This window comes from Candidatus Eisenbacteria bacterium (assembly GCA_016235265.1).
Classification (GTDB): domain Bacteria; phylum Eisenbacteria; class RBG-16-71-46; order RBG-16-71-46; family JACRLI01; genus JACRLI01.
Genome location: JACRLI010000012.1, coordinates 13,711 through 40,041 on the forward strand (window position 1 = coordinate 13,711; position 26,331 = coordinate 40,041).

21 protein-coding genes are annotated in these 26,331 nt (G+C 69.9%); 2 read left to right on the forward strand and 19 right to left on the reverse strand.

Annotated features, from left to right (window positions below):
• Nucleotides 1-14 precede the first annotated feature (14 nt).
• The 3 genes from HZB25_06150 to HZB25_06160 form a co-directional block, all read right to left on the reverse strand.
• Nucleotides 15-2,864, reverse strand: coding sequence for a GAF domain-containing protein (locus tag HZB25_06150; protein MBI5836805.1), 2,850 nt, complete (start codon nt 2,862-2,864; stop codon nt 15-17).
• Nucleotides 2,864-3,886, reverse strand: coding sequence for a phosphate/phosphite/phosphonate ABC transporter substrate-binding protein (locus HZB25_06155; GenBank protein ID MBI5836806.1), 1,023 nt, complete (start codon nt 3,884-3,886; stop codon nt 2,864-2,866). The genes HZB25_06150 and HZB25_06155 overlap by 1 nt, the downstream gene beginning before the upstream one ends.
• Before the next feature lie 229 nt (nt 3,887-4,115).
• Nucleotides 4,116-5,105: a hypothetical protein gene (locus tag HZB25_06160; GenBank protein ID MBI5836807.1), complete on the reverse strand. Its 990-nt coding sequence runs from the start codon at nt 5,103-5,105 to the stop codon at nt 4,116-4,118.
• Between the two features lie 247 nt (nt 5,106-5,352).
• On the opposite strand from HZB25_06160, the gene HZB25_06165 reads away from it, so the two are divergent.
• Complete coding sequence (locus HZB25_06165; GenBank protein ID MBI5836808.1) at nt 5,353-6,783, forward strand: phospholipase; 1,431 nt, start codon at nt 5,353-5,355, stop codon at nt 6,781-6,783.
• 59 nt (nt 6,784-6,842) lie between these two features.
• On the opposite strand, the gene HZB25_06170 is transcribed toward HZB25_06165, so the two are convergent.
• The 5 genes from HZB25_06170 to pepF form a co-directional block, all read right to left on the reverse strand.
• Nucleotides 6,843-7,982 carry an MBL fold metallo-hydrolase gene (locus HZB25_06170; GenBank protein ID MBI5836809.1) on the reverse strand — a complete coding sequence of 380 codons (1,140 nt, stop codon included), beginning with the start codon at nt 7,980-7,982 and terminating at the stop codon, nt 6,843-6,845.
• A gap of 14 nt (nt 7,983-7,996) precedes the next feature.
• The gene (locus tag HZB25_06175) at nt 7,997-9,079 is read right to left on the reverse strand and encodes a hypothetical protein (GenBank protein MBI5836810.1); all 1,083 of its coding nucleotides are present in this window, start codon (nt 9,077-9,079) and stop codon (nt 7,997-7,999) included.
• 125 nt (nt 9,080-9,204) lie between these two features.
• Nucleotides 9,205-9,672 carry a thioredoxin-dependent thiol peroxidase gene (gene bcp / locus HZB25_06180; protein MBI5836811.1) on the reverse strand — a complete coding sequence of 156 codons (468 nt, stop codon included), beginning with the start codon at nt 9,670-9,672 and terminating at the stop codon, nt 9,205-9,207.
• A gap of 105 nt (nt 9,673-9,777) precedes the next feature.
• Nucleotides 9,778-10,665, reverse strand: a complete 888-nt coding sequence (locus HZB25_06185) for a hypothetical protein (GenBank protein ID MBI5836812.1) — start codon at nt 10,663-10,665, stop codon at nt 9,778-9,780.
• A gap of 139 nt (nt 10,666-10,804) precedes the next feature.
• Complete coding sequence (gene pepF, locus HZB25_06190; protein ID MBI5836813.1) at nt 10,805-12,691, reverse strand: oligoendopeptidase F; 1,887 nt, start codon at nt 12,689-12,691, stop codon at nt 10,805-10,807.
• Nucleotides 12,692-12,820: 129 nt separating this feature from the next.
• On the opposite strand from pepF, the gene HZB25_06195 reads away from it, so the two are divergent.
• Entirely contained in the window at nt 12,821-13,480 is a 660-nt protein-coding gene (locus HZB25_06195) for a metalloregulator ArsR/SmtB family transcription factor (protein MBI5836814.1), read from the forward strand.
• A gap of 36 nt (nt 13,481-13,516) precedes the next feature.
• Here HZB25_06195 and HZB25_06200 read toward each other — a convergent pair whose 3' ends face one another.
• From HZB25_06200 to HZB25_06250, 11 genes are all read right to left on the reverse strand, one after another.
• Nucleotides 13,517-14,116, reverse strand: a complete 600-nt coding sequence (locus tag HZB25_06200) for a short chain dehydrogenase (protein MBI5836815.1) — start codon at nt 14,114-14,116, stop codon at nt 13,517-13,519.
• A 49-nt stretch (nt 14,117-14,165) separates the two neighbouring features.
• The gene (locus HZB25_06205; protein MBI5836816.1) at nt 14,166-15,284 is read right to left on the reverse strand and encodes a bifunctional methionine sulfoxide reductase B/A protein; all 1,119 of its coding nucleotides are present in this window, start codon (nt 15,282-15,284) and stop codon (nt 14,166-14,168) included.
• A gap of 106 nt (nt 15,285-15,390) precedes the next feature.
• The gene (locus tag HZB25_06210) at nt 15,391-16,677 is read right to left on the reverse strand and encodes an amidohydrolase family protein (protein MBI5836817.1); all 1,287 of its coding nucleotides are present in this window, start codon (nt 16,675-16,677) and stop codon (nt 15,391-15,393) included.
• Nucleotides 16,678-16,712: 35 nt separating this feature from the next.
• The gene (locus tag HZB25_06215; GenBank protein MBI5836818.1) at nt 16,713-17,720 is read right to left on the reverse strand and encodes a proline iminopeptidase-family hydrolase; all 1,008 of its coding nucleotides are present in this window, start codon (nt 17,718-17,720) and stop codon (nt 16,713-16,715) included.
• 51 nt (nt 17,721-17,771) lie between these two features.
• Nucleotides 17,772-19,001 (reverse strand): OmpA family protein, encoded by a 1,230-nt coding sequence (locus HZB25_06220; protein MBI5836819.1) that lies wholly within the window; start codon nt 18,999-19,001, stop codon nt 17,772-17,774.
• 66 nt (nt 19,002-19,067) lie between these two features.
• The gene (locus tag HZB25_06225; protein MBI5836820.1) at nt 19,068-19,997 is read right to left on the reverse strand and encodes a deoxynucleoside kinase; all 930 of its coding nucleotides are present in this window, start codon (nt 19,995-19,997) and stop codon (nt 19,068-19,070) included.
• A 137-nt stretch (nt 19,998-20,134) separates the two neighbouring features.
• The gene (locus HZB25_06230; protein ID MBI5836821.1) at nt 20,135-20,923 is read right to left on the reverse strand and encodes an enoyl-CoA hydratase/isomerase family protein; all 789 of its coding nucleotides are present in this window, start codon (nt 20,921-20,923) and stop codon (nt 20,135-20,137) included.
• A gap of 67 nt (nt 20,924-20,990) precedes the next feature.
• Nucleotides 20,991-23,027, reverse strand: coding sequence for a phenylacetic acid degradation bifunctional protein PaaZ (gene paaZ / locus HZB25_06235; GenBank protein MBI5836822.1), 2,037 nt, complete (start codon nt 23,025-23,027; stop codon nt 20,991-20,993).
• Between the two features lie 42 nt (nt 23,028-23,069).
• Nucleotides 23,070-24,272 (reverse strand): 3-oxoadipyl-CoA thiolase, encoded by a 1,203-nt coding sequence (gene pcaF / locus HZB25_06240; GenBank protein ID MBI5836823.1) that lies wholly within the window; start codon nt 24,270-24,272, stop codon nt 23,070-23,072.
• Nucleotides 24,269-25,513 (reverse strand): 3-hydroxybutyryl-CoA dehydrogenase, encoded by a 1,245-nt coding sequence (locus HZB25_06245; protein MBI5836824.1) that lies wholly within the window; start codon nt 25,511-25,513, stop codon nt 24,269-24,271. The genes pcaF and HZB25_06245 overlap by 4 nt, the downstream gene beginning before the upstream one ends.
• Complete coding sequence (locus HZB25_06250) at nt 25,513-26,298, reverse strand: 2-(1,2-epoxy-1,2-dihydrophenyl)acetyl-CoA isomerase (protein ID MBI5836825.1); 786 nt, start codon at nt 26,296-26,298, stop codon at nt 25,513-25,515. The genes HZB25_06245 and HZB25_06250 overlap by 1 nt, the downstream gene beginning before the upstream one ends.
• Nucleotides 26,299-26,331 lie beyond the last annotated feature (33 nt).

Genomic DNA, 26,331 nt, shown 5'->3' on the forward strand with positions numbered 1-26,331 from the left:
CCGATCCCGCGCGCCTAGGTCATCGCGCGCGACCGGTCCAGGAGTTCCCGCACGCTGCGGGCCAGCCCTTCCAGGCTGAAGGGTTTCTGCAGGTAGTCGAAGCACATCTGCGGCGAGTCCCCCTGCAACTCGAGATTCTCCGAGTACCCCGAGACGAACAGCACCCGGGAGTCCGGCCGCATGAGCACCAGGCGGGACGCCATCGTGGGTCCACTCATCCGCGGCATGACCACGTCCGTGATGACCAGGTGGATCGGTCCCGGGTGCGTTTCGCAGACCCTCAGGGCATCCTCGCCATTCTGAGCCTCCAGCACGCGGTAGCCCAGGCTCCGGAGGTTGGCGAGCATCAGCCCGCGCACCTCCTGCTGGTCCTCCACCACCAGGATGGTCTCATCCCCCCGCGCCCTCGTTTCTCCCGCGGCGGGCCGGGTCGGCTCCGCCCCCTCCTCCGTCACGCGCAGGAAGTAGATGGTGAACGCCGTGCCGTGATCCGGCCGGCTGGAAACCGAAATGAACCCGCCCGCCTGCTGCACGATCCCGAACACCGTGGCCAGCCCCATGCCGGTCCCCTTGCCCGGCTCCTTGGTGGTGAAGAACGGCTCGAAGACCCGGTTCATCACCTCCTCGCTCATGCCGACTCCCGTGTCGCTCACCGAGAGCACGGCGTAGCGGCCCGGCTCCAGCGTCCAGCCGTGCGCGGCCGTGACCGTTTCCACGACCTCGTTGCGCGTCTCCAGCACCACGCGGCCCCCGGAGGGCATGGCATCCCGGGCGTTGACCACCAGGTTCATGAGGATCTGGTGAATCTGCCCCGGGTCGGCCCGGATCGTGTCCAAGGCCGGATCCAGCGAGCACACCAGCTCGATGTTCTCGCCGATCACCCGCTTCAACATCTTCTCGGCGTCCCTCACCTGGTCGTTCAGCGTGATCACCCTCGGCTGCACCACCTGCATCCGGCTGAACGCCAGCAGCTGTTGGGTCAGTTCCGCCGCGCGGCGCCCTGCCGCCTGGATCTGCTGGAGATCACCCTGCAGCGAATCGCCCTTCGCCAGCTGCCCCAGGGCCAGCTCGCTGTAGCCGTTGATGACCGTGAGCAGGTTGTTGAAGTCGTGGGCCACACCGCCGGCCAGCCGGCCGATGGCCTCCATCTTCTGACTTTGCTGCAGGTGCTGCCTCAGCCGGGCCCGCTCCTCCTCCGCCCGCGCGCCCTCGACGCGGGTGCGCAACGTCACGATGCCGAAAGCCAGGTCTCCGGCCAGCTCTTCCAGCAGCCGCGTTTCGTGCGGGGTGAAGGCGTCCGGCTCGGCGGAGTAGATCACCAGCGCGCCGAACACGGATCCGCCACTGTCCTTGAGCGGCAGGGCGATCCCGGATCGGTAACCGCGCCGCAGGGCGCCCTCCCGCCCCGGGTCCAGGTGGGCATCCACCATGAAGTCCTGGAGGTAGACCACATCCCCGGTTCGGATCGCCGTCGCGGCGGGCCCCTGCCCGCCTTCCGAGCCCCCGGCGCAACTCACCTTGAAACCTGTGAGATAGCCGTCTTCCGCTCCCGCCCATGCCACGGGCCGGAGCGTCCTGGCCGGATCCAGCCCGGCGTAGCCGACCCACGCCATGCGGTAGCCCGCCTCGTCGCAGATGATCCCGCAGACTTCGAGGAGCAGCGCCTGTTCGTCCTGCGCCCGCATCAGGGCCTGGTTGCAGTCGCTGATGGCCCGCAGTTCCCGGTTCAGCCGGCGCAGCGCTTCCTCCGCCAGCCTGCGGTCGGTGATGTCCACGAAGGTGACGATGACCTGCTCGACGGCCCCGCGCTCGTCGCGCACCGGATCGGCGCTGACCAGGACCCACACGTCGGTTCCCGTGGCGGGACGACGCACGCCCAGGACGGCGTCCCGGAGCGGCTGCCCCGAGGTCAGCACCCGGCTGACGGGGAACTCACCCGGGGGCATCGTGGTCCCGTCCTCCCGTGTGAACTGCCAGCACGGATCCGTGGCCTCCCGGCCCAGCAACTGCTCCTCGGTCAGGCCGAGGAGATCCTGGGCCAGGGGGTTGCTCATCAGGATCCGGGTGTCCGCCCCGTGGACCAGGATCGCGGCCCGGATCCTCCGCACCAGCCCGCGGTACTTCTCCTCGCTGGCCCGAAGGTCCAGGTCCCGCTCCGCCAGGGCGTCCAGCATGGAATTGAACTCGTGCGCCATCACGGCGGCCTCGTCCACGCCGGTGATCGAGGAGCGGGCACCGCGGTTGCCCGCACGCACCCGGTTGATCGTGTCCTGGACCGCGTAGAGCCTGCGGGTGATCCGGCGCCCCATCATCCACGCGATGACCGAACCGACCACGATCGCCGCGAGGGCGTAGGCGATGCCGCTGCGGGTGATGTGCGCGAGCCTCTCGCCGGCCGCCCTCTGGCCCACGCCCACCCGGGCCCAGCCCACGTGACGGCCGCGGACCATGGCCGGGGCGGCCACGTCCACCAGTCGCGCCGCCCGTGAGAACACCACCGGGCGCGTGGCCTGCGGCACATCGAGCATGTACAGCCCCAGCTTGGACTTGTCGGTGTCCGCGAGCACGCGGCCCTGGTCGTCGGTCAGCATGGCGTAGAGGAGCTCCGGGTAGCGGTGCTGGGCTTCCACCAGTTCCTGCAGGCCGGAAATGTCGTCCGCGGCGATCCAGCCCGCCGCGGAGGTGGCCAGCGCGTGAGCCAGCGCCGCCGCCTCCTCCACCTGCCGGTCCAGGAGCATGGCGCGCTGGCGCATGGTGAGGTCGAAGATGAACAGGGCCATCATCACCGCGTGCACCGCCGCCACACCGAGGATCAGCCTGCCCCGGAGCGTGCCGAACAGGAAACGGACGAGCCGCAGGAACATCAGCGTGTCTCCACGGGCCGGACCTCCCGCTCGAAGCGGGCCACGTAGCGGCGGACCGCGTCGTAGTCCCGGTCCGTCGCGGGAAGGAAGCCGCCCGTTTCCATCCCGTCGAGGATTTCCCGCCCCCCGGGCGCGCCTTCCAGCCCGAGCAGGAGCGCGCGGACCTGCTCGCGCACGTCGGCGCGGATGTCGTCGCGCGCCATGACCGAGTTGTTCAGCAGTGATTCGGTCTCCCAGATGCACTTGAGCATCGCCGCCTCCTTCGGATGATCCCGCTGGAAGGCCCGCCAGGGCGGCGGCCAGGTGGCGCCGGCCGCCGTCTGCCCCAGGTAGACGTTCATGATCGAGGACTCCTGGGAGCCGACGTACCGGTTCTCGATGTCCCGGGTGACGTCAACTCCGTGGCGGTGCAGGAAGTACTGCGGCATGACGCAGGCGGCCAGGGCGGTGGGAGAGGGATAGCTCACCGCCTTCCCCTTGAGGTCGGCGGGCCGCCGGATGGGGCTGTCCACGCGCACCACGATGAGGCCCTTGAAATCCCGGGGCTGGCCCGCCATGGCGATCACGTGATACCCGGCCTTCATCGCTTGCAGCGTCTGCCACGGGTTGGGCAGGAGGAAGTCCGGCCGGCGGTCCCGGTACTTCTCTTCGAAGGTGCCGTAGTCCCGGGATGCTTCCAGCACCAGTCTTGCGTGGGGCACGCGGGTGTTCAGGTAGTCCACCAGCGGCTGGTACGCCTGCAGCAGCCGGGCAGGATTGTGCAGGGGGTGAATGGCGAGGCGGTAGACCGGCAATTCGGCCGTGGGCGCCCGGGTCCCGAACCGCGGTCCCTTGTCTTCGGCCTCGTGGTTGCAGCCCGGGGAGAACCCGGCGCACAGGATTGCGACGAGCGTGAGATATCGGAGACGTCGAAGCGAATGGGAGGGTGCAGGATCGAGGGCATGTGGGTCGCCCCGGGAGATCCCGCACGGCGCGCGGGACCCGGGCTGCTCGGCTGGCGACGGGAGCGCGGCCTTTCCCATCGGTGCACGCCTTAAGACCTGGGCGCGGCCGGTCCGATTGGGCCGACAACGCAAGTGGCGACGACCAACAAGCACGGGTGATTCCGTTACGGTTCGCGAGCCGGGGCGTCGTCGCATCGCGATCTCGATCCGGCGGTATCATGTTACATGTCGGCACCACCCTCCGCCATAGCCAAGGTGGTCGGCCGCAGGCCGGCGCGGGCCGGTTCCTCATCCCGGCCTGCACGAATCACTTCGCGGCGGGCTCTGCCTCCGCCAGCTTCACCCTGACCCAGGCATCGAACTCGGCATCCATGCGCTCGCCCCCGAAGCGGCCCTCGCCGCCGGGGCCGCCACGCGGGCCTCCCCGGCCCTCGCCGCGCGGGCCGCGACCGCGCCCAGCATCCCAGCCGCCGCCCCCCCCTCCTCCACGCATTCCGCGGCCCCGGCCCTCCACACCCTCCCCGCCACCCCGCATTGACCGCTGCGGACGCGAGCACTCGAAGCCGACCGCGATCTCCTGGTCGCGCTCCTCGAGACGCAGCGCGTATGGCCCTGCGGCACTGGTGGAGAACGGCACGCACAGCCGGTACAGCACCACGGAATCGCGGCAGGCCACGGTCACCGTCAGGTCCGTGAGCTCGCTGGTCAGTACCCGGCGCCGGTTATCTTTCGCGGGCCCGATGATCTCGGCTTCGTGCAGCATCTCCTGCTGCAGCCTCGCGAGCTGGGTCCTGCGCGCGGCGCGCTCGGCTTCGCGCGCGACTGAGTCCGGCGGGGCGGGGGCTTCCCCCGGAGGCGCGTCCGGCGGATTGCCGGCCTCGTCGCCCTCCTGGGGCGCGCGTCCACGCATCCTGTCTCGCCCGCCGCCTTCCGGGCCGCCCACAAGCATGAGGCCCATGGTGGCGAGGCCCATCGGATAGTGGACCCCGAATTCCTTCTTCTCCTTGCCGCGCGCGTCCAGCCACACGGTGAGACCCGAGCGCATCACGGCGCGCGATGCGGGCGCACCGTGGAATTCGAAGCACAGGTACAGGAAATGAGAGTCGTTCCACGCGGCCAGGCGCACGCCCTGCACGTCGGTGTCGGCGAGGCGCGGGCTCCAGGAGGCGCCGCTGCTGTCGAAGGGGACCGGTTGCCCGGCCCACACGCTCTGCAGCGCGCCTGCGCGGGCGGGGATGACTGTGAGGCACAGCAGTGCCGCCACGGCGGGCGCCGCGGCCAGGGACTTGCTGCTCATGGTGGATTCCCTCCCCTTCGTCCGGTCGGCGGGCGAGTGACTGATGTCCCCGGAATTCCGAGGACGAACCGGAAATCTGCTCGGATGCCCGCAGGTCGGGGCGGGAGTCAAGCCGGATCGTAGCACCGGGAGCGGCCGGATGGTACTCTTCGCCGGAACGATCCTGCCTCGTGGCCGCCGAGGCGCTGCACCGCGCACACCATTCCGGCGCGGGGCGCCCGGGCCCGAACCCGGAGGGAGACCCGCCGTGAAGAGTTTGCTCCTGGCCCTCATCACCGCCGCCGCAACGGCGACGCTGTGCCGGTCTTTCCCCGCCACCGCGGCCCCCGCAGCCCCGCTCACCGACACCCAGCGCGCCTGGGCCGCGAAGGCCCACCGCCACGAGAAGGCCGGCTGGCTCTTCCTGCACGTCGAGGGCCCCGCGCGGGAACGCGGGTTCCAGCACGGCTACCTGCTCGCGCCGGAGATCGGCCGCGCGCTGCGGGCGGCGGGAATCTGCTGGACCCGCCAGAGTTCCATGGAGTGGAGCTGGCTGGCGGCCAAGGCCGACACCATGTTCACCCCGAGAATCGACCCGGAGAACCTGGCCGAGGTGGACGGCATCGTCGAGGGCCTGGCGGCAGCCGGTGTCCCCGCGTCGCGGGCGGATCTCATCGCCTGGAACGGCATCATCGAGCTGTCCGGGTACTGGTGGCCGCGCTACATCGGGAAGCTGAAGGCGGAGGTGCCGCCGGTGAAGAGGGCAGGATGCAGTTCGTTCATCGCCACGGGCGGCGCGACGGCGGACGGCGGCGTGGTCCTGGGGCACAACACGGTGGGCGGCTACGAGGGGGCGCCGATGAACCTGGTCCTTGATGTCGCCCCGGAGAAGGGTCATCGCATCCTGATGCAGTCGGCCGCGGGCTGGATCCACAGCGGGTCCGACTTCTTCATCACCGACGCCGGACTGGTCGGCTCGGAGACCACCCTCGGCGGCTTCGACGGTTTCGATTCCACAGGCGTGCCCGAGTTCAGCCGGATGCGGCGCGCCACGCAGGATGCTGCGTCCATCGACGAGTGGTGCGCCATCATGCGCAAGGGCAACAACGGCGGCTACGCCAACGCGTGGCTGCTGGGCGACGTGAACACGCGCGAGATCGCCCGCCTGGAGCTGGGACTCAAGTACGTGGGCTACGAGAAGAAGCGCGACGGCTGGTTCAGCGGTTCGAACGTGGCCGAGGACCTCAAGATCCTGCGCCTGGAGACGGAGACGAAGGACAACGACATCCGCGCCTCCAACGTGGCGCGCCGCATCCGCTGGAAGCAACTCCTGGATCAGAACGTGGGCAGGATCGACCTGGAGGCCGGCAAGCGCTTCGAGGCCGACCACTTCGACGTGTACCTGGGTGAGGAGCACCTCGGCTCCCGGGGTCTGTGCTCCCACGGAGAAATGGACCATTCGCCGGCGTGGCCGGCGAGCACCCCGAACGAGCCCGGAGGGACGTTCGACGGCAAGGTGCTGGACACGGCCCTGGCCAGGAGGATGAGCTTCGCCGCCCGCTGGGGGGCCGCCTGCGGCAGGGCCTTCGACGCCACCGCGTTCCTCAAGGCCAACCCGCAGTTCGAGTGGATGAGGGACATCCTGGACAGCCGGCCCTCGCAGCCGTGGGTCGAGTTCACGGCAGGGGAGACCAGGTAGAAGTCCGGCGGCGCCACGGATCCGGTGGCCGGCAGGGTTTCTGGAAACCCAACCCACCTCTACGGTTTCGCCGTGGCCTCGCGGTACGCGGCGGTCACGGCGGGCCCCACGACGTAGTTCGAGAAGAGCACCCCGCGCACCCTGCTCGCCCCGGCGAACTTCTCCCGGAAGTCCGACAGGTCGATGCTCCTGCGCACCAGCGCGAGACTGTCTCCGTGCGCGACCGCGTCGCGCACCTGGCGGGTCACCGAGGCGAACAGCCCGGACATCAGCGCCAGGTAGGAGTCGTCCCGCAGCACCGGCCCGTGCCCGGGCACGATCGCGGCAGGCCGGAGCGCGCGCAGGGCTTCCAGGCTGGCGCTCCACTCCCCCACGTGCGACTGCTCGGCGCCCACCAGCGGCACGGGCCACACCACCAGGTCGCCGCTCATCAGCACGCGCTCGGCCGGCAGCCACACCACGACGTCCCCCCCCGTGTGCCCCGGCCCGGGACGGCGGATCTCGATGTTCCGCGCTCCCCGGCGCAGCACCAGGCTGTCCTCGACAGTGCGCGTGGGCAGGATGTACTCCGTGTGTGGCACCACCTTGAGGTAGTGCTCCACCAGGGCGATGTCGCTGGTGTAGCTCTCCCGCTCTTCGGCGTTCAGCTCCCCGCCGAGGAGCGACCGTCCCTTCTCGAGCAGTCCGCGCAGCATGTCCACCCCGCCCGGCGCGCCCTGGAGCATCTGCCTGCGCGCCGCAACGCCCTTCCCCGGCAGGTACTGCTTCGTGGCGGCGTGCGCGATGAACTGCACTCCCGGAAAGGCGTCCCGGTACACCTGGTTGCCGGTGACGTGGTCGTCGTGCCAGTGCGTGTTCACCACGCAGGTCACCGGCTTGTCCGTGACGCTGCGGATCGCCGCCAGCACCTCCCGCGAGGATTCCGGGGCGTCCACCACCACCACGTCGCTGTCGTTGACGATGAACGCGCAGTTGCCGTCGCACATCAGGCCCGGCGGGTCGCGGCGGAGCACGGCGTACACACCCGGCGCGACCTGCTGGATCTCGAAATTCGAGGCCACACCCGGTGCGGCCGCCGACCGCACACCGGCAGTGGACGGAGCGACGGCCGGCTCCGGGGGCGGCACCGTGCCGGGCGGGGACGCCGCCGCCGTCGCCACCACGACCGCCGCCAGGACCATTCCGCCCAGGATGCGCATTGGCAGGGATGCTCTCACCGAACCACGGCGATGCGCCGGACGACGTGTTGACCCCCGAAGGTCAGCCGCGCGAAGTACACCCCTGAGGCCAGCGCGGCCCCGCGGCCCCCACCCGCCGGGAAGGCCACAGTATGCGGGCCGGATGCCAGGACGGCGTCCAGCGGCACGCTGCGCACGCGCCCCTCCACGTCGAACACCTGCAGGAGTGCCCGGCCATCCCGCGGCAGGTGGAATTGCAGTTCCCCCTGGCCGCGGACGGGATTGGGCGCAACGCTCAACACCAGCTTCCCGCCGACGCCCGGCACGGGCCCCACGCCCACCAGTTCCCCGCCGCGCCAGTAGTTGTTCACGATGTTCAGGGAGGGGATGTTCACGGTCACGCCGGCCGGCACGCTGAACGCGGGGCTTGCGGCGGGGAAACGGAGCCCGTAGGTTGGAAACGTGGCGAAGTCCGACAGGCCGGTGTTGATGCAAAGGCCATCGGCCTGGCCCCCCACGCGGCTGGTCAGCTGGCACCAGAGACGTTGCGGGCCCGCGCCGAATGGCGGGATCGGAACGTGGATGCTCTTGTTGAAGTGCGGGCCCGACGTGCCCGCCAGCAGGCCGGCCGTGACGGGGCCACTCCCCTCGACCAGGCAGCTGCCGGTGGACGAGTTCCAGTTCACCTCGACGGTGACGCCGGAGTCCCACAGGCTGAGTCCGCAGCCGGTCGGTGCGACGTCCCCCTCGAGCACCAGGTTCATCGTGCCGGTCGGAGGCGGCCCGGGCGGGGCGGTGATGACCACGTCGTTCACGTCGAACGACGCCTGGGTGATCCCCCAGGGATCGATCGTGATGGTGGCGGCGTTCTTGAGCGCCGGGTTCTGGCACTCGGAGTGGGCCTTGAGGATGCCGCGGTCGGCTGTGCCCCCGGTGGTGCCGGAGGCGCCGGAGGTCCCCGTGAAGGGCATCGAGCCCACGGTCTGCGGCGTGGATCCCGAGGTGACGATTCCCTGGGAGACAACCTGGAAAGTCGACTGGGCCGACGCCGTGGAGAACAAGGCAGTCCACAGGACCGGCAGGGCGCAAGCGTGGAAGATCGTGGGCCTTCGCAGCATCGTTCCTCCGTGTGGTGCAATGAGGGGGGGGTCGGCGGTCACGGGTACGCGGCCCATCAGGCAACGGAAGGACTCGAATCGGCCAGGGAGCGAATCGTGATTGCGGGGCGGGCGGCCCCGGCGCTTCAGCCCTCGCGGAGCGCCGCCAGCACCTGTTCGGGGTGCGCCGCGGCATCGCGGACCGGCTGCCACAGCCTGCGCACCTTGCCGTCCGGCCCGATCCAGACCGTGGAGCGAATGACCCCGACGGTGGCCTTGCCGTAGGACACCTTCTCGCCCCATGCCCCGTAGCGCTTCATCACCGAGCGGTCCGGGTCGGACAGCAGCGTGAACGGGAGGCTGTACTTGTCCGCAAACTTCCGGTGGGATTCCGCTCCGTCGGCGGAAACCCCGACCACCGCGACCTTGAGCTTCTTGAGCTCGCTCCAGCCATCGCGGAAACCGCAGGCCTCCCTGGTGCAGCCGGGCGTGTCGTCCTTGGGATAGAAGTAAAGGATGAGGTTCCTGCCTGCAAAGTCCGCCAGCTTCACCGCGCGCCCTTCCGCATCCTGGAGCGAGAAGGCGGGTGCTGGTCTACCTGCCACCACGGGCATCGGTCAAGGCTCCTGGGCCAGTTCCATGGATCGCTGCGCCATCCCAGCCGGGCCGACTTCGCGCGACGCGTCACCATTCCCGCGGTGCCGTCGCCGCGGGCGTCCTCAGCGGTACAGTCTCTTCAGCTTACCCCAGCTGCCCTTGCCGACGGGCGTCACGCCGCACGGGTTGGAGGTGCAGTTGGTGCCCGCGCCGCCCGGGTAGCCTCCCATCAGCGTGCACTCGCCGGGGTACTGCATCGAGCACAGGCCGTCCGGCGTGCAGCAGGCCTGCACGGTGGGAAGCTGCACCTCGACGCTGAAGTCATCCACCATGTAGTAGGCGCCGCCGGGCCAGGTGTTGCCGGTGGCCTGGGTGTTGGTGGTCGCGTCGTCGTGGAAGTTGCCGACGATCATGTGGGTCTCCCCGCCGGCCGCCACGAACGTGCCGCTCACCAGCACCCAGTTGAGTGTGTCGCTGTAGAACACGTTGACCGGGGTCTCGACCTGGGGGGTGTAGGCCAGCGGCGCGTAGTTGCCCAGCGGCCCCACGGGACCGACGGAGAAGTACGCCCCCAGCCGGTCAATGGCGATGGAGCAGGTGTCGCCCAGGTTCACGTAGAACTTCACCGCGTAGGTCTGTCCGTTCACCAGGGGCGAGGACAGCGGCACTTCGAGGTACTCGCGGTAGTCGGCCGCGCTGCTGCGGACGATGATCCCGGCGTAGCCGTTCCCGCCGTGGGGCACCTGGTAGCCGAACGGGCTCACCGGCACGCAGGGCGTCGGGAACGGAGGCCACCCGGTCACGCAGGTGTTGAACGCATCCGACGTACCGGTGTTGGGCATGTCCCACGGCGCAGCGAGGTTCAGCTGCCCGAACCCGGTGGGACAACTCGTGAGGCTCTCGAATCCGGGATTGGGCACCAGGTTGACGGCCGCGGCGTCGGAAACGGCCAGGAAGGAACAGAAGATCAGCAGCAGGGTTGTGGCACAGGCGCGGAAGGTCGCTCGCATGGGGATCTCCTGACAGAAAGTGCGTGTGGCGACCAGTCCGAAGATGATAGCAGATTCCGATGAATCGGGCCACCGGCGTACTGCGGAAGGGCGGGCAACCTCGTTGCCCGCCCTTCGCATTTCCCGGATCGAGGCCCGCCTACTTCAACAGCTTCTCCATCTCGTCCATGATCACGTTCATCTCGGTGATCGCCGCGTTGAACGGGCCGGAGGTGGTCATGTCCACGTTTGCGCCCTTGAGCAGGTCAATCGGGTACTTGGACGAGCCCGAGGAGAGCATCTTGAGATACGCATCCCGCGCCGTCGTGAGCGGCTTCTTCGCCGCCGCGTCCGCCCGCATGTTGGCAGCGATCTGCTGCGACGCGGTGAGGCTGGTGGCGTACTGGAACACGTAGAAGTTGCGGTAGAAGTGGGGAATGTAGGCCCACTCGATGCGGTACAGGTCGTTGATCTTGCAGACGCCCTTCGCATCGCCGTAGTAGTCCTTCAGCAGGCCAAGGTAGAGCTCCGAGAGCTTCTCGCCGGTCAGCGGCTGTCCTGCCTCGGCCATCTCGTGCATCTTCATCTCGAACTCGGCGAAGAGCGTCTGGCGGAACAGGGTGGTGCGCATCCCGTCGAGATAGCTGCCGAGCAGGAACAGCCGGGTGTCCCGGTCCTTGGTCTGGTCGAGCATGTAGTGCAGCAGCAGGTTCTCGTTGAGCGTCGAGGCCACTTCCGCCACGAAGATCTTGTAGTCGCTGCTGGCGTACGGCTGGTTCTTGGCCGAGAGATACGTGTGCATCGAGTGGCCGGACTCGTGCGCCAGGGTCGAGACCTCCTCGTAAAGTCCCGTGAAGTTCTGCAGCTGGTAGGGGTGCACGCCGTAGACGCCGGTGCTGTAGGCGCCGGAGCGCTTGCCGGTGGTGGGCACGAAGTCCACCCAGCGGCTGTCGAAGCCGCCCTTGAGGACCGAGACGTAGTCGGGCCCGAGCGGAGCCACCGCCTTGAGCACCAGGTCCATGGCCTGCTCCGGCGTGTACCGGAGGTCCACCTTCTTCACGATGGACGCGTACAGGTCCTCGTAGCGCAACTGGTCCACGCCCATCATGCGCTGGCGCAGCCTGAGGTAGCGGTGCAGCGTGGGCAGGTTGGTGTGGACGTCGGCGATGAGCTGCTTGTAGACGCTCACCGGGACGTTCGAATTGAACAGCGCGGCCTCGAGGCTGCTACCGTACTTGTGGACGGTCTTGTCGAACATGTGGGCTTTGACGTTTCCGTCCAGGGTGGTGCCCAGGGTGCGCTCGAAGTCCAGGTAGCGCGTCCAGAACGCCTGGAACACCGAGTCGCGGTCGGCGCGCACGCCCGAGGCGCGGTACTTGGTGTAGCCCTGGGCGTCGAGGCGCACCGTCTCTCCGCTGGAGAGCTTGATCGAGGGATACGGCAGGTCCGCGCTGGTGAAGGTGCGGTAGCAGTTGCCCGCCGCGTCGGCCATGATCGCGGCCTCGGACGAGACCTTCTCCTCCGCCGCGGTCAGGGTGTGCGGCGCGTAGCGCAGGATGTCGTCGAGCAGCGGCTTGTACTGCGCGAGCTTCGGCTCGGCGGCAATGAAGCCGTTCACCTTCTCGCTGCCTATCGCCAGGATCTCGGGGCGCAGGTAGGAAATCGCGGCGTAGAACTGCACCGCCAGCTGGTTGGCGGCCTGGTTCATCTCGCGGGTCTTGCCCACCCGGGTGTCCTCGTCGGACCGCATATTGGCGTAGACCGCCAGGCGGCTGAGGTCCCGGTCCAGGTCTTCGATCTCCGAGAGCGCGGCGTTGAAGCTCGCGGCCGATTCGCCGAGCTTGCCCTGGAACGCGGACATCTTCGGGATCCGCGCCGCGATTTCGTCCTTGGCCTTGCTCCAGGCGTCCTCGGTGGCATACAGGTCGGCGGTGTTCCACTTGTACTTCTCGGGGACGTTGGCGCGCTCCTCGGCACGGATCGCCGGCGCGAGGGTGACGGCGGCCGCCAGGGCGGCGAGAACGAGGGTCAGTCGGATACGCTTCATGCTTCGCTCCTTTGGGTAGAGATGGGCACACCAACGGGCGAGTCTAGCACTCCGACAACCGGCTTGACGCTGGATTCCGCGCGCGGCTATAGTTAGATAGTTGTCTAACTGTCTAACCAGGAAGGGGTCATGAACAGGCACGGGAAGACGGTCGAACAGTGGGCGGAACTCCTTCGGGTACTGGCGGATCCGAGCCGGCTGCGGATTCTCGGCCTGCTGGCGGGGCAGGACCGCACGGGGATGCAGTGCGCGGCGGAGCTGGGCCTTTCCGCCGCGACCATCAGCCATCACATGGACAAGCTGGAGCGCGCCGGGCTGGTGAGCGTCACGCGGGAGGGCCAGCGTCGAAGGTACGCGCTGGACGTGCGCGCGCTGGACGCGCTCGCGAAGCTGGCGGCGGACACCGCCGCGGCCGAGACGCGCGAGGCGGCAGCCCCGAACGCCCCCGCCCGCACCCGGGTCCTGGGCGCGTTCTTCGAGGGCCCGCGGCTGAAGCGCATCCCGGCCCAGCGGAAGAAGCGGGTGATCGTGCTGCAGCATCTCATGGAGCGCTTCCGGGCGGACCGCGACTACACCGAGGGGGACGTCAACGAGCTGCTGCGCGCCGCCCACGACGACGTGGCCACGCTGCGGCGGGAGCTGGTGGACTACGGATTCCTGTCGAGATCGGCGGGCGTCTACCGGATCGCCCAGGACCTTCCGGCACGGGGAGCCGTGGTCCGGCAGGAGATCACGGGCGACGAGCATGCGTGGCTGCGCGACCTGATCCGCAGGAGGACGGGGGTCTGAAGGCCCGCTCGCGGGGATCTCAGGGACCGGCGGGCCTCAGAGCGGCGGCGTGTCCAGGACCTGGCCGGTGGCCGAGCCCTCCACGCAGGACAGGTAGGCGCGGGCCACTTCGGAAGCCGGGGTGCCCTTCGAGGGGTCCATCCCCATCGCCTTCAGCGTCTCCGCGACCCAGCCCGGGCTGACCACGTTGATGCGGATGCCCCGCGGCAGCTCCAGCGCGGCCGCGCGGGCGAAGCCTTCGAGGCCCGCGTTGGCCATGCTGATGGCCGCGCTTCCCTGCATCGGCCGGCGCGAGAGCACGCCGCTGGTGAGGGTGAACGAACCACCGTCGTTGACGAAGCCGGCTCCGCGGCGCACCAGGTTCACCTGGCCCATCAGCTTGTTGCCCAACCCCGCCAGGAAGTCCGCGTCCGTGAGGTCCGCCAGCGGGCCGAACGTGCCCAGGCCCGCGGCGCTCACGACCGCGTCCACCCTCCCGGCCGCCTGGTACATGCGGGTGATGGAACCCGGATCATCCAGGTCCACCGCCAGCGCCGCCTTGCTGCGGCTCACCGCCACGACTTCGTGGCGGGGCCTGAGAGCCTCGACCACGGCGCCCCCGATCAGGCCCGTGGCGCCCACAACGAGAACTCGCACGGCTCGGCCTCCTCCTTGTTCCCGCGCGCGGCGTCTGCCGCCGCGCGCCTCAGTCCCGCACGAAGTGGCAGGTGTACCCGTCGGGGTGCTTCACCAGGTAGTCCTGGTGGGATTCCTCGGCCTTCCACCACGCCCCCGCGGGCACGATTTCGGTCACCAGCGGCTTCTTCCACTTCCCGCCAGCGTCCACCTCGCGCTTCACCCTCTCCGCGGTCTTCCGCTGCTCCTCGTCGTGGTAGAAGATGGCGCTGCGGTAGGAGCTGCCCACGTCGTTGCCCTGGCGGTTGAGCGTCGTGGGGTCGTGCATCCGGAAGAAGAAGCGCAGCAGCGCCTCGTAGCTGGTCTTCGACGGATCGAAGACGATCTCGACGGCCTCGGCGTGGCCCTCGTGGTGCCCGTAGGTGGCGTGGGCCACCTTGCCCCCGGTGTAGCCGACTTCGGTGCGGATCACGCCGGGCTGCGAGCGCAGCAGTTCCTGCATGCCCCAGAAACACCCGCCGGCCAGCGTCGCCACCTCCTCCTTCGCGGCCGCTGCGGCCTGCTTCGCACCGGAGGGAGCCTGCTTGGCACCGGAGGGAGTCTGCTTCACCCCCGTGGGGGCCTTCCCGAACAGCGCGAGATAGCTGCCGTAGCCCTCCTTCTCGAAGTCGTCCACCGGGACGAATCTCAGCGAGGCCGAGTTGATGCAGTAGCGCAGGCCCCCGCGGTCCCGGGGGCCGTCGTCGAAGACGTGGCCCAGGTGGGAGTCCGCGGTCTTCGAGCGCACCTCGGTGCGCATCATGCCGAAGGAAACGTCCCGCTTCTCCACGACCTCGTCGGCCGCCAGCGGCTCCGTGAAGCTGGGCCACCCGCTGCCGGAGTCGAACTTGTCCTTCGAGGAGAACAGCGGTTTCCCGCTCACGATGTCCACGTAGATCCCGTCCCGGTGCTCGTTCCAGAACTGGTTCTGGAAGGCCGGTTCGGTGCCGCACTCCTGGGTCACCTGGTACTGGGTGGGGGTGAGCTTCTTCCTGAGCTCCTCCCGGCTGGGCTTGTCTTCCTGGCTCACGCGGTTTCCGTCCTTCGCTGGGTTCGCCCGGGGCACGCCGCCGCGGGCCCCGGCAAGAGCCAGGCCCACGGCCGCCACGGACACGACGATCGCTGCGGTACCCCAAGTTCGGATGTTCATGTTCCCTGGTACCTCCCCCTCCACCTGTTGGATGCCCGGGGACGGGGTCGCAGCGCGGAATTTGCGTGAGAAAGAACATCGGAGGTCGAGAAATCGTTTTCAGACCCTACTTCCGGTACACCACGCCCCCCTTCATCACCCAGGTCACCCGCTCCAGCTCCGTTATGTCGTCCAGGGGATTGCCGCGCACCGCCACCAGGTCCGCGTACAGCCCCGGCGCCACGGCCCCCACCCGGTCCGACCACTCCAGCAGCTCGGCCGCGCGCGAGGTGGCCGACTGGATGGCCTGCATCGGGGTCAGCCCGTACTGGACCATGTACTTGAACTGCTTCCCGTTCCAGCCGTGCGGGTACACCCCGGCATCGGTCCCGAAGGCGATCTTCACCCCCGCCAGCGCGGCCTTCTTGAAGTTCTCCCGCTGCAGGCGGCCCACCAGGCGCTCCTTGTCGAGCACCTTCTGCGGGAAGCCCAGGCGGCCGTACTCGGCCAGGATGTAGTCGTCGTTGTAGATGTCGGCGACCAGCCAGGTGCCGCGCTCCTTCATCATGCGGATGCCTTCGTCGTCCACGAGCGAGCCGTGCTCGATGGAGTGCACCCCGGCCCGGACCGCGCGCTTGATGCCCTCGGTGCCGTGCGCGTGCGCCGCCACGCGGCGGCCCCACATGGCCGCCTCCTGCACCACCGCATCCATTTCCTCCTGGGAGTACTGCGGCGCGCCCACGGCCTGTTCCTCGCTGGTCACGCCGGCGGTGGCCATCATCTTGATGAAGTCGGCTCCGTTCTTGACCTCGAAGCGGACCAGCTTGCGGATCTCGTCCACCCCGTCGGCGACGCCCTTGAACTTCTCGAAGCGGAGATACGGCGAGAAGCCCACCAGGTCGATGTGGCCGCCGGTGGAGCCCACGTCCAGGGTGGAGACCTGCATGCGCGGGCCGGCCACCATGCCCTTGTCGATCGCGTTGCGCAGCGCCACGTCCACGAACTCGGTGGCGCCCATGTCGCGCACCGTGGTGAATCCGGCCTCCAGCGTGCGCCGCGCGTAGACGTGCGCCGAGACCGCCACGTCGATGGCGCTGCGGCGGAACTTGTCGGCGTAGTAGTCCTGCGGCTGGGAGGTCATGTGGGTGTGACAGTCGATGAGGCCGGGCAGGATCGTGGCCTCGCCCAGGTCGATCACCTCCGCGCCCTGCGGGATCGCCAGGCCCGGTCCCGCGGCCGTGATCCGGTCCCCGCGCACCAGGATCACGGCGTTGGCGATCGGCCGGGGGCTGCGGCCGTCGATCAGGCGGGCGGCGCGGATCGCCAGCACCCGCGCGGAATCCGGGGCCGGCGCGGGATCGGCGGCGATCGACGCCTCCGCCGACAGGGCCAGCATCGCGAGGCACAAGAGCATGGTGGCGCGCTTCATGGATGCTTCCTCCGGGTGGGCTACCGGGACTTCGGGTGCAGGAAACCGTCCACGGCCGCCCGGAATTGCACGGGCTGGTCCACGAACGTCATGTGGCCGCTCTCCGGCAGCACCACCAGCTTCGAGCCGGGAATCCGCGCGTGCATGTCCTGCGACAGCGACGGGGCGCACTCGTCGTGGTCGCCCACCGTGATGAGTGTGGGCACCTTGAGCGTGCCCAGGCGGCCGGCGTACTCCACGGACACCATGTTGCCGTCGATCACGAACTCGCCGTGCGAGCCCCACATCTCGCGGTACACGTCCCAGGACATGATCCCGGAGGCCACCGGGTCGAAGTTGGGGTCCGGCCGCTTTCCGTAGAGATAGGGGAAGTAGCCTTCGCCCCAGGCGGCGGTCATGTAGGCGCCGGTGTAGCGATTCTTCTCGAAGTCCTTGCCGCGCCCGTACAGCCCCGCCGCCTCCATGCTCTCGATCCGCAGCCGCAGCTCGGCTGGCATCCTGGCCTTGAGCTTCCGGAACACCTCGTTCATGGCCTTGGTGCTGTGCAGGGTGCTGCACAGCACCAGGTGATCCAGGTTGGACTGGTACTTCAGCGCGTACGCCTGGGCCAGCACGCCGCCGAACGAGTGGCCCAGCAGGTTGATCTTCCCCCCGCCCAGGGCCACCCGCACGGCTTCCACGTCCTCCACCATGTTTTCCACGGTGTACTGCGTCGGGTCCTCGAGCTTCTCCGACTTCCCGCAGCCGCGCTCGTCCACGAACACCAGCCGGTTGGTGCGCGCCAGCGGCAGCAGATGCGGCAGGAAATAGTCGTGGGAGGCGCCGGGGCCGCCGTGGAGGATCACCAGGGGGTCGCCCTGGCCCACGGTCTTCACGTAGATCAGCACGCCGTGGGCGTCCACGAGCTGCTCCTGCACCGCGAAGATGCCGGGCGGCAGGTCCGTGCGGGTGGAGTTCGAACAGCCGGAGAACAGGGCGACCGCCGTGGCCAGGAGCATCGCGGGGAGGACAGCGGGGACCGTCTTCATTGGGATCCCTCCGATGGTGCGTGTCCCCGGCACCGCCGCCGGGGCCACGGTCTACAACTTGACCAGTTCCACCCGCCGGTTGTTGGCTTTGCCTTCGGGCGTGACGTTCTTGTCGATGGGCTTGCCCTCGCCCCAGCCCTTGGTCTCGAGCCGGCCGGCGTCAACGCCCGAGTTCTCCACCAGGTAGGTCTTCACCGATTCCGCCCGCTTCTGCGAGAGGCCCAGGTTGGCCGCGTCCGCGCCGTCGCTGTCGGTGTGGCCCTCGATGGACAGCCGGAGTTCCGCGCTTTCCGTGAGCAGCTTGCCGATGTCGGCCAGGGTCTTGTAGGACTCGCCCTTGATGACGGCCGAGCCCGAGGCGAAGAGAATCCCGTGGGTCACGATGCGCCCGGCCTCGTCGAGCTGCTCCTTGAGCGTCTTGCCGCCCTCGGCGTAGCGGACGTTTCCGAACAGCATCGGGTTGTTGCCCTCTTCCGTGTAGGGACTCTGGTACAGCCCGAAATGGGTGGGCAGGAACCCGTCGGTCGCCGGGATGTTGGCCACGCGCACGTTGTCCACATAGCACTTCAGGGTCGTGCTGGTGGCCATGATGCGCATGGCGTGCGGACCCGCGGCAAGCTCCGGTTCAAGGGTCTTCGAAGCGAGGTCCTTGTCCAGGATCCTGACGTTCGTCTGGCCGTTGTTCCCGAGCCGGAAGTATCCGATGGGATCGAGGCCCTTCCCGAACCAGGCGATGCAGAACCAGTGCCCGCGGAGACCCGGACCCTTGCTGTAGAAGTCCATTTCGAAGGTGTACTTCGGCGGAAGCGGGCCCTCGGCCACCTTGGGGAAGATCGTCCCCCGGTCCGTGCACAGGATCCACGGCCGGTCCCCTCCCTTCGCGACCTCGAACACCCCGTTCTGCAGCTTCCAGCGCGAAGGAAACTCGCCCATTTCCTCGCGGGACAGGTCGTCGTAGAAGATCACCTTGTCACCTGGAACGAAGTCGTACTTGGTGTACAGCGCCATTTCGGCCGGTGCGGCCGCGGCGCCGTCCGCGGATTCGCCCGATGACCCCTTCTTCGCGGACTTCCCGGAGTCCTGCGGGTCCTTCGCCTGGTCGTCGGAGGACTTCGTGTCCTTGCCGTCCAGGGTGTCGTCCACCTTCTTCTCCACCTTGTCGCTGGCCTTCTTCTTGAGCTTGTCCTTGAGGCCGCCGAATTGGGCCCGGGCGGGCCCGGAAGACACCCCGAGTGCGAATGCGATCACCGCGATGAGCAGCAGGCTGGCACACCTACGCATGGAATCCCTCCTTGAGATCTTCCTACATGAAGTCCGGGCATTGCGCCGCGGCCGGGCGCCGGGCGGTCAGGCCCGGAACTCCTTCGGCACGAGCAGGGACTCGATACCCTCGTACACCGCGATCAGGTGACGCACGTTGGACACGAAGTCGATCCTGGACACGTCGATGACCAGCACCGGGCCGGTGTACCAGCCGCTCTCGCGCAGCTTGGCCACGAACTCGTCGTAGCGGTGGTTCAGCGCCCGCACCAGGCGGGTCAGCCCCTCCGGGAGTTCGCCGCCGTTCGCCCGCTCCTCGTCCCGCCAGCGGTCGCGGATGTTGCGCAGCAGGGACTCCACCGGGCACTTGAGCAGCACCAGCAGTCCGGGGCGCACCAGCGCGCGGAACTCGCTCTCCAGCCGCGCGTCAATCACCTGGAGCGACTCCGACGTCAGGTAGGGCACGTCCATGTCGCGGTGCAGCACTTCGCAGAAGGCGTAGCGGTCGGCGAGCGGCGACCCGTCGATGCAGGTCGAGGACGACAGGTGGGGCACCGCCTGCAGCTGCATCTTGCGGAGGTCCAGGTAGGCGTGCTGGATGTCCAGCGCGGCGTGCTCGAGATTGCGCTTCGCGGCCAGCCATGCGGGGCTCCCGGCCGGCTCGCGCGCCTGGCAGGCGATGAACTCGTTGATGGCGCCGTAGTAGCGACCCAGGGTGCGTTTGGCGGAGTCCTTGGCCGTGGCCAGGAGCGGGAACAGCGACGGGTTTTGCGCGACATAGTCCTCGAACCCCTCGTCGGGCAGCTCGAAGAGCGCGTTCATGCCGGTGCTATAGGCCAGCAGCTTCACCAGCGAGCTCTTGCCCGCACCGATGTTGCCCACGCACGCGATGAGGGTCTGGTGGCGTGCCAGGTAGGTGAGCAGGCGCCGTTCGACATCGGTGAGCCGGTTGGCGATCTGGTGACGCCGGATGGTCTCGTCTTCGCGGACTTCCAGGATGGTCCCGGCCTCGTGCACAGCCCCCTCCGCGCGTGGATCCCCAAATGGGCGGGAAAGGCTGCATCATAACATCCGGATGGGCCGGGGCAAGGGGCGGGTTCGGGGGGCCGCAGGCCGTGGGTCGCGATCCTCGGAGCGCGGCCTCCCGCCCCGCCCTACTTCCCCTGCCAGCGCGGCGCGCGCCTCTCGGCGAACGCCCGCAGCGCCTCCCGGCGGTCCTCCGTGCCGACGAGCGGCCGGTAGGCTTCGCGCTCGGCGGCGGCGCCCGCGTCCAGCAGCGGCGCGGAGATCCGGGCGAGCAGGCCCTTGGCTTCGCGCAGGGCGCGAGGCGCGTTGCCGGCCAGCGAGCGCACCAGCTGCTCGAAGCCGTCGCGGAACCCCCCGGACGGCAGCACGTAATCCACCACCCCGTCCGCAAGGGCCTCGCCGGCGGTGTGCTGTCGCGCTTCGAGCGCCCACCTGCGGGCCACGCCCATGGAGGCGCGCAGCGCCAGCCTCGGGATGCCGCCCGCCCCGGGGAGAATGCCCAGGCTCACTTCCGGGAATCCCAGCACGGCGCCGTCGGCCGCGGCGATCAGGTCCGCCGCCAGCGCCAGTTCCAATCCGCCGCCCAGCGCGGCCCCCTGCACGCCCGCGAGCAGCGGCTGCGGCAGGTCGCCCCACGCGCGCACCATGGCCTGAATGGCCCCGACCGCGGCCGGCACCTCCGCCTCGGGCATCGCCGCGCGCTCCTTCAGATCGGCTCCGGCGCTGAACACGCGCTGCCGCGAGGTCATGGCGACCAGCCACACGTCGGAACGGCCCGCCAGTTCCTGCGCCATCGCGCGCAGTTCGGCGATGAACCCGCGGTCGAGCGCGTTCACCGGCTGGCGGTTGAGCTCCACGCGCGCCACGTGATCCTCCACCCTGAGGACCACCTGCGCGCCGGCCGCGGGACCGCTCATCTTGTTGCCGCCGCGGGCTCGCTCGTCCCGGCACCGTCACTCCGCCCGGTCCGGCCCCGCCGCCCGCTCATTCCGGCACCACGGCGGCAGGCCGCTTGCGCACCAGCGTCAGAAGCGTGTACACGGCCACCTCCTCGTCGGCCTGGTTGCGCACCACCACGTCCCACTCCACCACCCCGTGATCCTCGCGCTCCTTGGGGCGGACCGCCTTGCAGGTGAGCCGCGCCTGGATGGTGTCGCCGGGGGCCACCGGCTTCGTGAAGCGCAGGCCCTCCAGCCCGTAGTTGGCCAGCACCGGGCCCGGCCCGGGGCGCACGAACAGCCCGGCCGCGGCGGACAGCACGAAGTAGCCGTGCGCCACGCGCTTGCCGAACAGGGAGTCCTTCGCCGCGCCGTCGTCCATGTGTGCGTAGAAGAAATCACCGCTCACGCCCGCGAAGTTCACGAGGTCCGCCTCGGTGACGGTGCGCCGGTGCGTGAGGAGCGAGTCGCCGACACGGAGATCCTCGAGGTGCTTCGCGAACGGATGCACCACGTCGTCGTGCGTCTCCCCGCCGCGCATGTACTCGTGGTACACGCCGCCCAGCGTCGTGGGCGAGCCCTGCAACGCGGTCCGCTGCATGTACTGCTGGATGCCGCGGATGCCGCCCAGTTCCTCGCCGCCGCCGGCACGGCCCGGGCCGCCGTGCACGAGGTGCGGCAGCGGCGAGCCGTGCCCCGTGGACTCCGCGGCGCAGCGCCGGTTCAGCAGGTGCAGGCGACCGTGGCTGGGCGCGATGCCCAGCACGATCTCGCGGGCCACCCGGTCGTCGTTGGTGACCACCGTGGACACCAGGCTGCCCCCGCCGCGCGTCACCAGGTCCACCAGGTCGTCGGTGTCGGAGTAGCCGAGCACCGAGGTGACCGGCCCGAAGGCCTCGACCTCGTGCACCGCCCGGTTCTCGCGCGGCCGCCGCGCGAGCATCAGCGCCGGGGTGAAGTATGCCCCTCCGGCCCGGCCGCCGTCGCGCGTCTCGGAGGCGACCGCCACGCGCTCGCAGCTGTGCTCCAGTTCGGCCACGCGCCCCACCACCTCGTCGCGCTGTCCCACGCTCACCAGCGGGCCCATGTGCACGCCCCCGATCCCGGGGTCGCCGGTGACGATCCGTCCCAGCCGCTCCCGGAGTGCGCCGACCGCCTCGGTCACCAGCGCCGCGGGGACCAGGCACCTCCGGATCGCGGTGCAGCGCTGCCCGGACTTGATGGTCATCTCGCGCGCGATCTCCTCCACGAAGAGACCGAACTCCTCGTCGCCGGGCCGCACATCCGGCCCCAGGATGCAGCTGTTGAGCGAATCGGTCTCGGTGGTGAGGTGCACGCCGCGTGCCCGCACCGCGGGATCGTCCCGCAGCAGCGCGGCGGTGGAGGCCGAGCCGGTGAAGCTGATCGAGTCCCCGAATTCCAGGTGCGCGACGAGGGCCGCGGCGCCGCCGCCGATGAACTGGAACGTCCCGGGCGGCAGCAGGCCCGAGGCCACGATGTCCTCCGCCACGCGCTGCGCCACGTACGAGGTCACCGTGGCGGGCTTCACGATGGTCGGCACGCCCGCGATGAACGCGGGCGCGAGCTTCTCCAGCATGCCCCACACCGGAAAGTTGAAGGCATTCACCTGCACCGCCACGCCGCGCCGCGGCACGTACACGTGCCGCCCCACGAACGTCCCGCGCTTCGACAGCGCCTCCGCGGGCCCGTCCGTGAGCACGGTGTCGTTGGGCAGCTCCCGCCGCGCCTTGCTGGAGAAGGTGAACAGCGTTCCGAAGCCGCCGTCCACGTCCATCCACTTGTCCTGCTTCGTGGCGCCGGTGTGGCTGGAAACGCGGTAGTACTCCTCCTTGCGCGCGCCCAGGTAGGTGGCCAGGTCCTTGATGAGCAGCGCCCGCTGGTGGAACGTGAGCGCCCGCAGCGCGGCCGCCCCCGCCCCCCGGGCGTGGCGAACCATCGCGGCGGCGTCGAAGCCGCCGGAGCGGACCTCCGCCACCGGCTCGCCGGTGACCGCGCTGAGCAGCAGCGCCTGCGGGCCGCTCCCCACCGCCCACTTCCCCGCCGAGTAGCTTCGAACCTCGATCATCGTGTCTCCAGGTGGTTCCGGGCCGTCGGACGCCGACCCCTACGCGCGCTCCAGCACGGTGGCCATGCCCTGCCCCACTCCCACGCACAGGGTGCACAGGGCGTGGCGCAGGGAACGCGACTGCAGCTCGATCGCGGCGGTCAGCAGCAGGCGTGCCCCGGACATCCCCAGGGGGTGTCCCAGCGCGATCGCGCCGCCGTTGGGATTGACCCGCGGGTCGTCGTCGGCCAGCCCCAGCTCGCGGGCGCAGGCCAGCGACTGCGCCGCGAATGCCTCGTTGATCTCGATCACGTCCATGGCACCCATCTTCAACCCGGCGGCCTCGAGCACGCTCCGGGTGGCCGGGACGGGCCCCATGCCCATGTACCGCGGCTCCACGCCCGCCGTGGCGAAGCTCACCACCCGCGCGAGGGGCCTCAGCCCGTGGCGCTTCACCGCCTCGCCCGAGGCCACCACCAGGGCGCACGCACCGTCGTTCACGCCGGAGGAGTTGCCGGCCGTGACCGTGCCGTTGGCGCGGAACGCCGGGCGCAACAGCGCCAGCTTCTCCGGGGTGGTGTCGGGGCGCGGGAACTCGTCGGTGTCCGCCACGCGCGCGCCGCCTCTCCCGCGGACTTCCACCGGGACGATCTCCGCGCGCAGCCGTCCGGAGGCCTGGGCCGCGGCCGCCTTTCGCTGGGACCACGCGGCGAAGTGGTCCTGGTCCGCGCGCGGGATGTGCCAGCGTTCGGCCACGTTCTCGGCCGTCTCCCCCATGGAATCCACGCCGTGCGCCTCGCGCATCGCGGGATTGACGAAGCGCCACCCCAGCGTGCTGTCCGCCACTTCCGGCCGCCGGTCGAACGCCTCCGTGGGCTTGGCCATCACGTAGGGCGCGCGGGTCATGTGCTCCACCCCGCCGGCCAGAAACAGGTCCCCGTGGCCGGACTGGATCATGGCCGCGGCGTGGGTGGCCGCGTTCATCCCGGAGGCGCACAACCGGTTGACGGTCATGCCGGGCACCGAGGCCGGGAGGCCCGCGAGCAGCAGCGCCATGCGCGCCACGTTGCGGTTGTCCTCGCCGGCCTGGTTGGCGCAGCCCAGCACCACGTCGTCAATCTCGGCGGGGGGCACGGACGGCACGGCGGCCAGCGCGGCGCGCAGCACCAGCGCGGCCAGGTCATCCGCGCGCACGGAAGCCAGGGCGCCGCCGTACTTTCCGATCGGCGTGCGCACGCCTGCGACCAGGAAGGCGTCTCTCACGGCTTCGCCGTCCGCGCGGCGGGGCGCGCGGCGCGTGCGCCTTCACGGGCGCCCGGCACATCCGCCGGGAAGAACTTCGTGCCCTTGCGGGCCATGGAGCTCAGCAACGGGGAGGGCCGGTAGCGCATGTCGCCATATGTGCCGAACAGCTCCTCCAGCGTGACCACGACTTCCGACGCACCCAGCTCGTCGGCCCAGTGGAGCAGGCCCTTCGGGTAGTGGGACGCCCCGGTCATGGCCCTCTCGATGTCGTCCGCCAACGCCAGGCGCGTTCGCAGCGCCTCGGCCGCCTCGTTGATGAGCAGGGCCAGGACCCGCCGCGCGATCCACCGCGCGCGCTCCGGGTCCACGCGGACCGGGGCAACCGGCCCCGGCGGGTACGTGTAGAACCCCCGGCCGCACTTGCGGCCCAGGTAGCCGGCCTCCACGTGCCGCTGCTGCAGCGCCGAGGGCAGGTAGCGCCGGTCGAAGCCCGTGCCGCGGAAGATGGACTCGGTCACCGCGAAGTTCACGTCGTTGCCGATCAGGTCCATCAATTCGAACGGGCCCATGCGAAAGCCGGCCTCGGTCTTCATGGCCGCGTCCACCTCCTCCGGGGTGGCGAGGCCCTCCTCTACCAGCCGCAGCGCCTCGCCGTAGAACGGCCGGGCGACCCGGTTCACCAGGAAGCCCGGCGTGTCGCGCACCACCACCGGGTCCTTGCCCCAGGCGCGCAGCAGTTCCACGCATTCCTGGACCACGCCGGGCTCCGTCTGCAGCGCCGGGACCACTTCCACCACTTCCATGAGCGGGGCCGGGTTGAAGAAGTGAATCCCGAGCGCGCGGGCAGGCAGCCGGGCTGCGGCGGCGATGGCGGTGACCGAGAGGGATGAGGTGTTGGTGGCGATCACCGCCGGGTCGGACAGCAGCGCGCCCAGTTCGGCCACCACCGCCCGCTTCGCTGACAGGTCCTCGTGGATGGCCTCGATCACCAGCGCGGCCGGGGCCAGCTCCCCGAGCCCGCGGGCGGGGCGCAGCCGGGAGAGCCGTTCGTCGCGCTGGGCAGGAATCAGCCGGCCCTTCTCCACCAGCCGGGCCAGCGCCGCGGCCACGCGCCCCACCGCCGCTTCCGCGGCGCCGGGGCGGGCATCCACCAGCACCACGTGCCAGCGCGCGCCGGCGGCCACCTGCGCGATGCCCGCGCCCATGGTTCCCGCTCCGACCACGCCCAGGAGCCCGTCCCGCGCCTCCAGGCCGGCCATCAGCGCCCCTCGAAACGCGGCGGGCGCTTCTCGAGGAAGGCCGCCACGCCCTCGCGGAAGTCTGCCGTGCCGCCGGCTTCCGCCTGCACGTCGCGCTCCAGGTCGAGTTGCGCGTCCAGCGGGTTGACGACACCCGCGTTGATCAGCCGCTTGGACATGCCCAGCGCGCGGGTGGGCATGCCGGCCAGGCGCCGCGCGAGCGCCATGGCCGCCTCCATCAGGTCGGGGTCGGGCACCGCGCGGTGGATCAGCCCCCAGCGGGCCGCCTCCGCGGCGGGCAGCTTGTCCCCGAGCAGGATCAGCTCGGTGGCCCGGGCCATTCCCACGAGTCGGGGCAGGAAGAAGGAGCCGCCGCTGTCGGGCACCAGGCCGATCTTCGTGAACGACTGGATGAAGCACGCGCTCTCGGCGGCGATCACGAAATCGCACGCCAGGGCCAGGTTGGCGCCGGCCCCCGCGGCGGTGCCGTTCATCGCGCACACCACCGGCCGTTCCAGGTCCCGGATCGCGCGGATAGTGGGGTTGTAGCAGGCTTCCACGGTGGCCCGGATCCGCCCTGGTTCCGGGCAGGCCATGAACTCGTTGAGGTCCTGGCCCGCGCAGAAGCCGGGACCGGCCCCGGTGAGCACCACGGCGCGCACGCGCGTGTCGGCCGCGCACGCGGCCAGATGCTCCTGCAGGCGCAGCGCCATGCGCCGGTCGAAGCAGTTGCGCACGGCGGGCCGGTTCAAGGTCAGCACGGCGACTGCGCCGGAATCGGCGCGCAGCACGAAGTCTTCGGTCATACGGTGTCTTCGGTCATGAGGTGGATGGCTTCC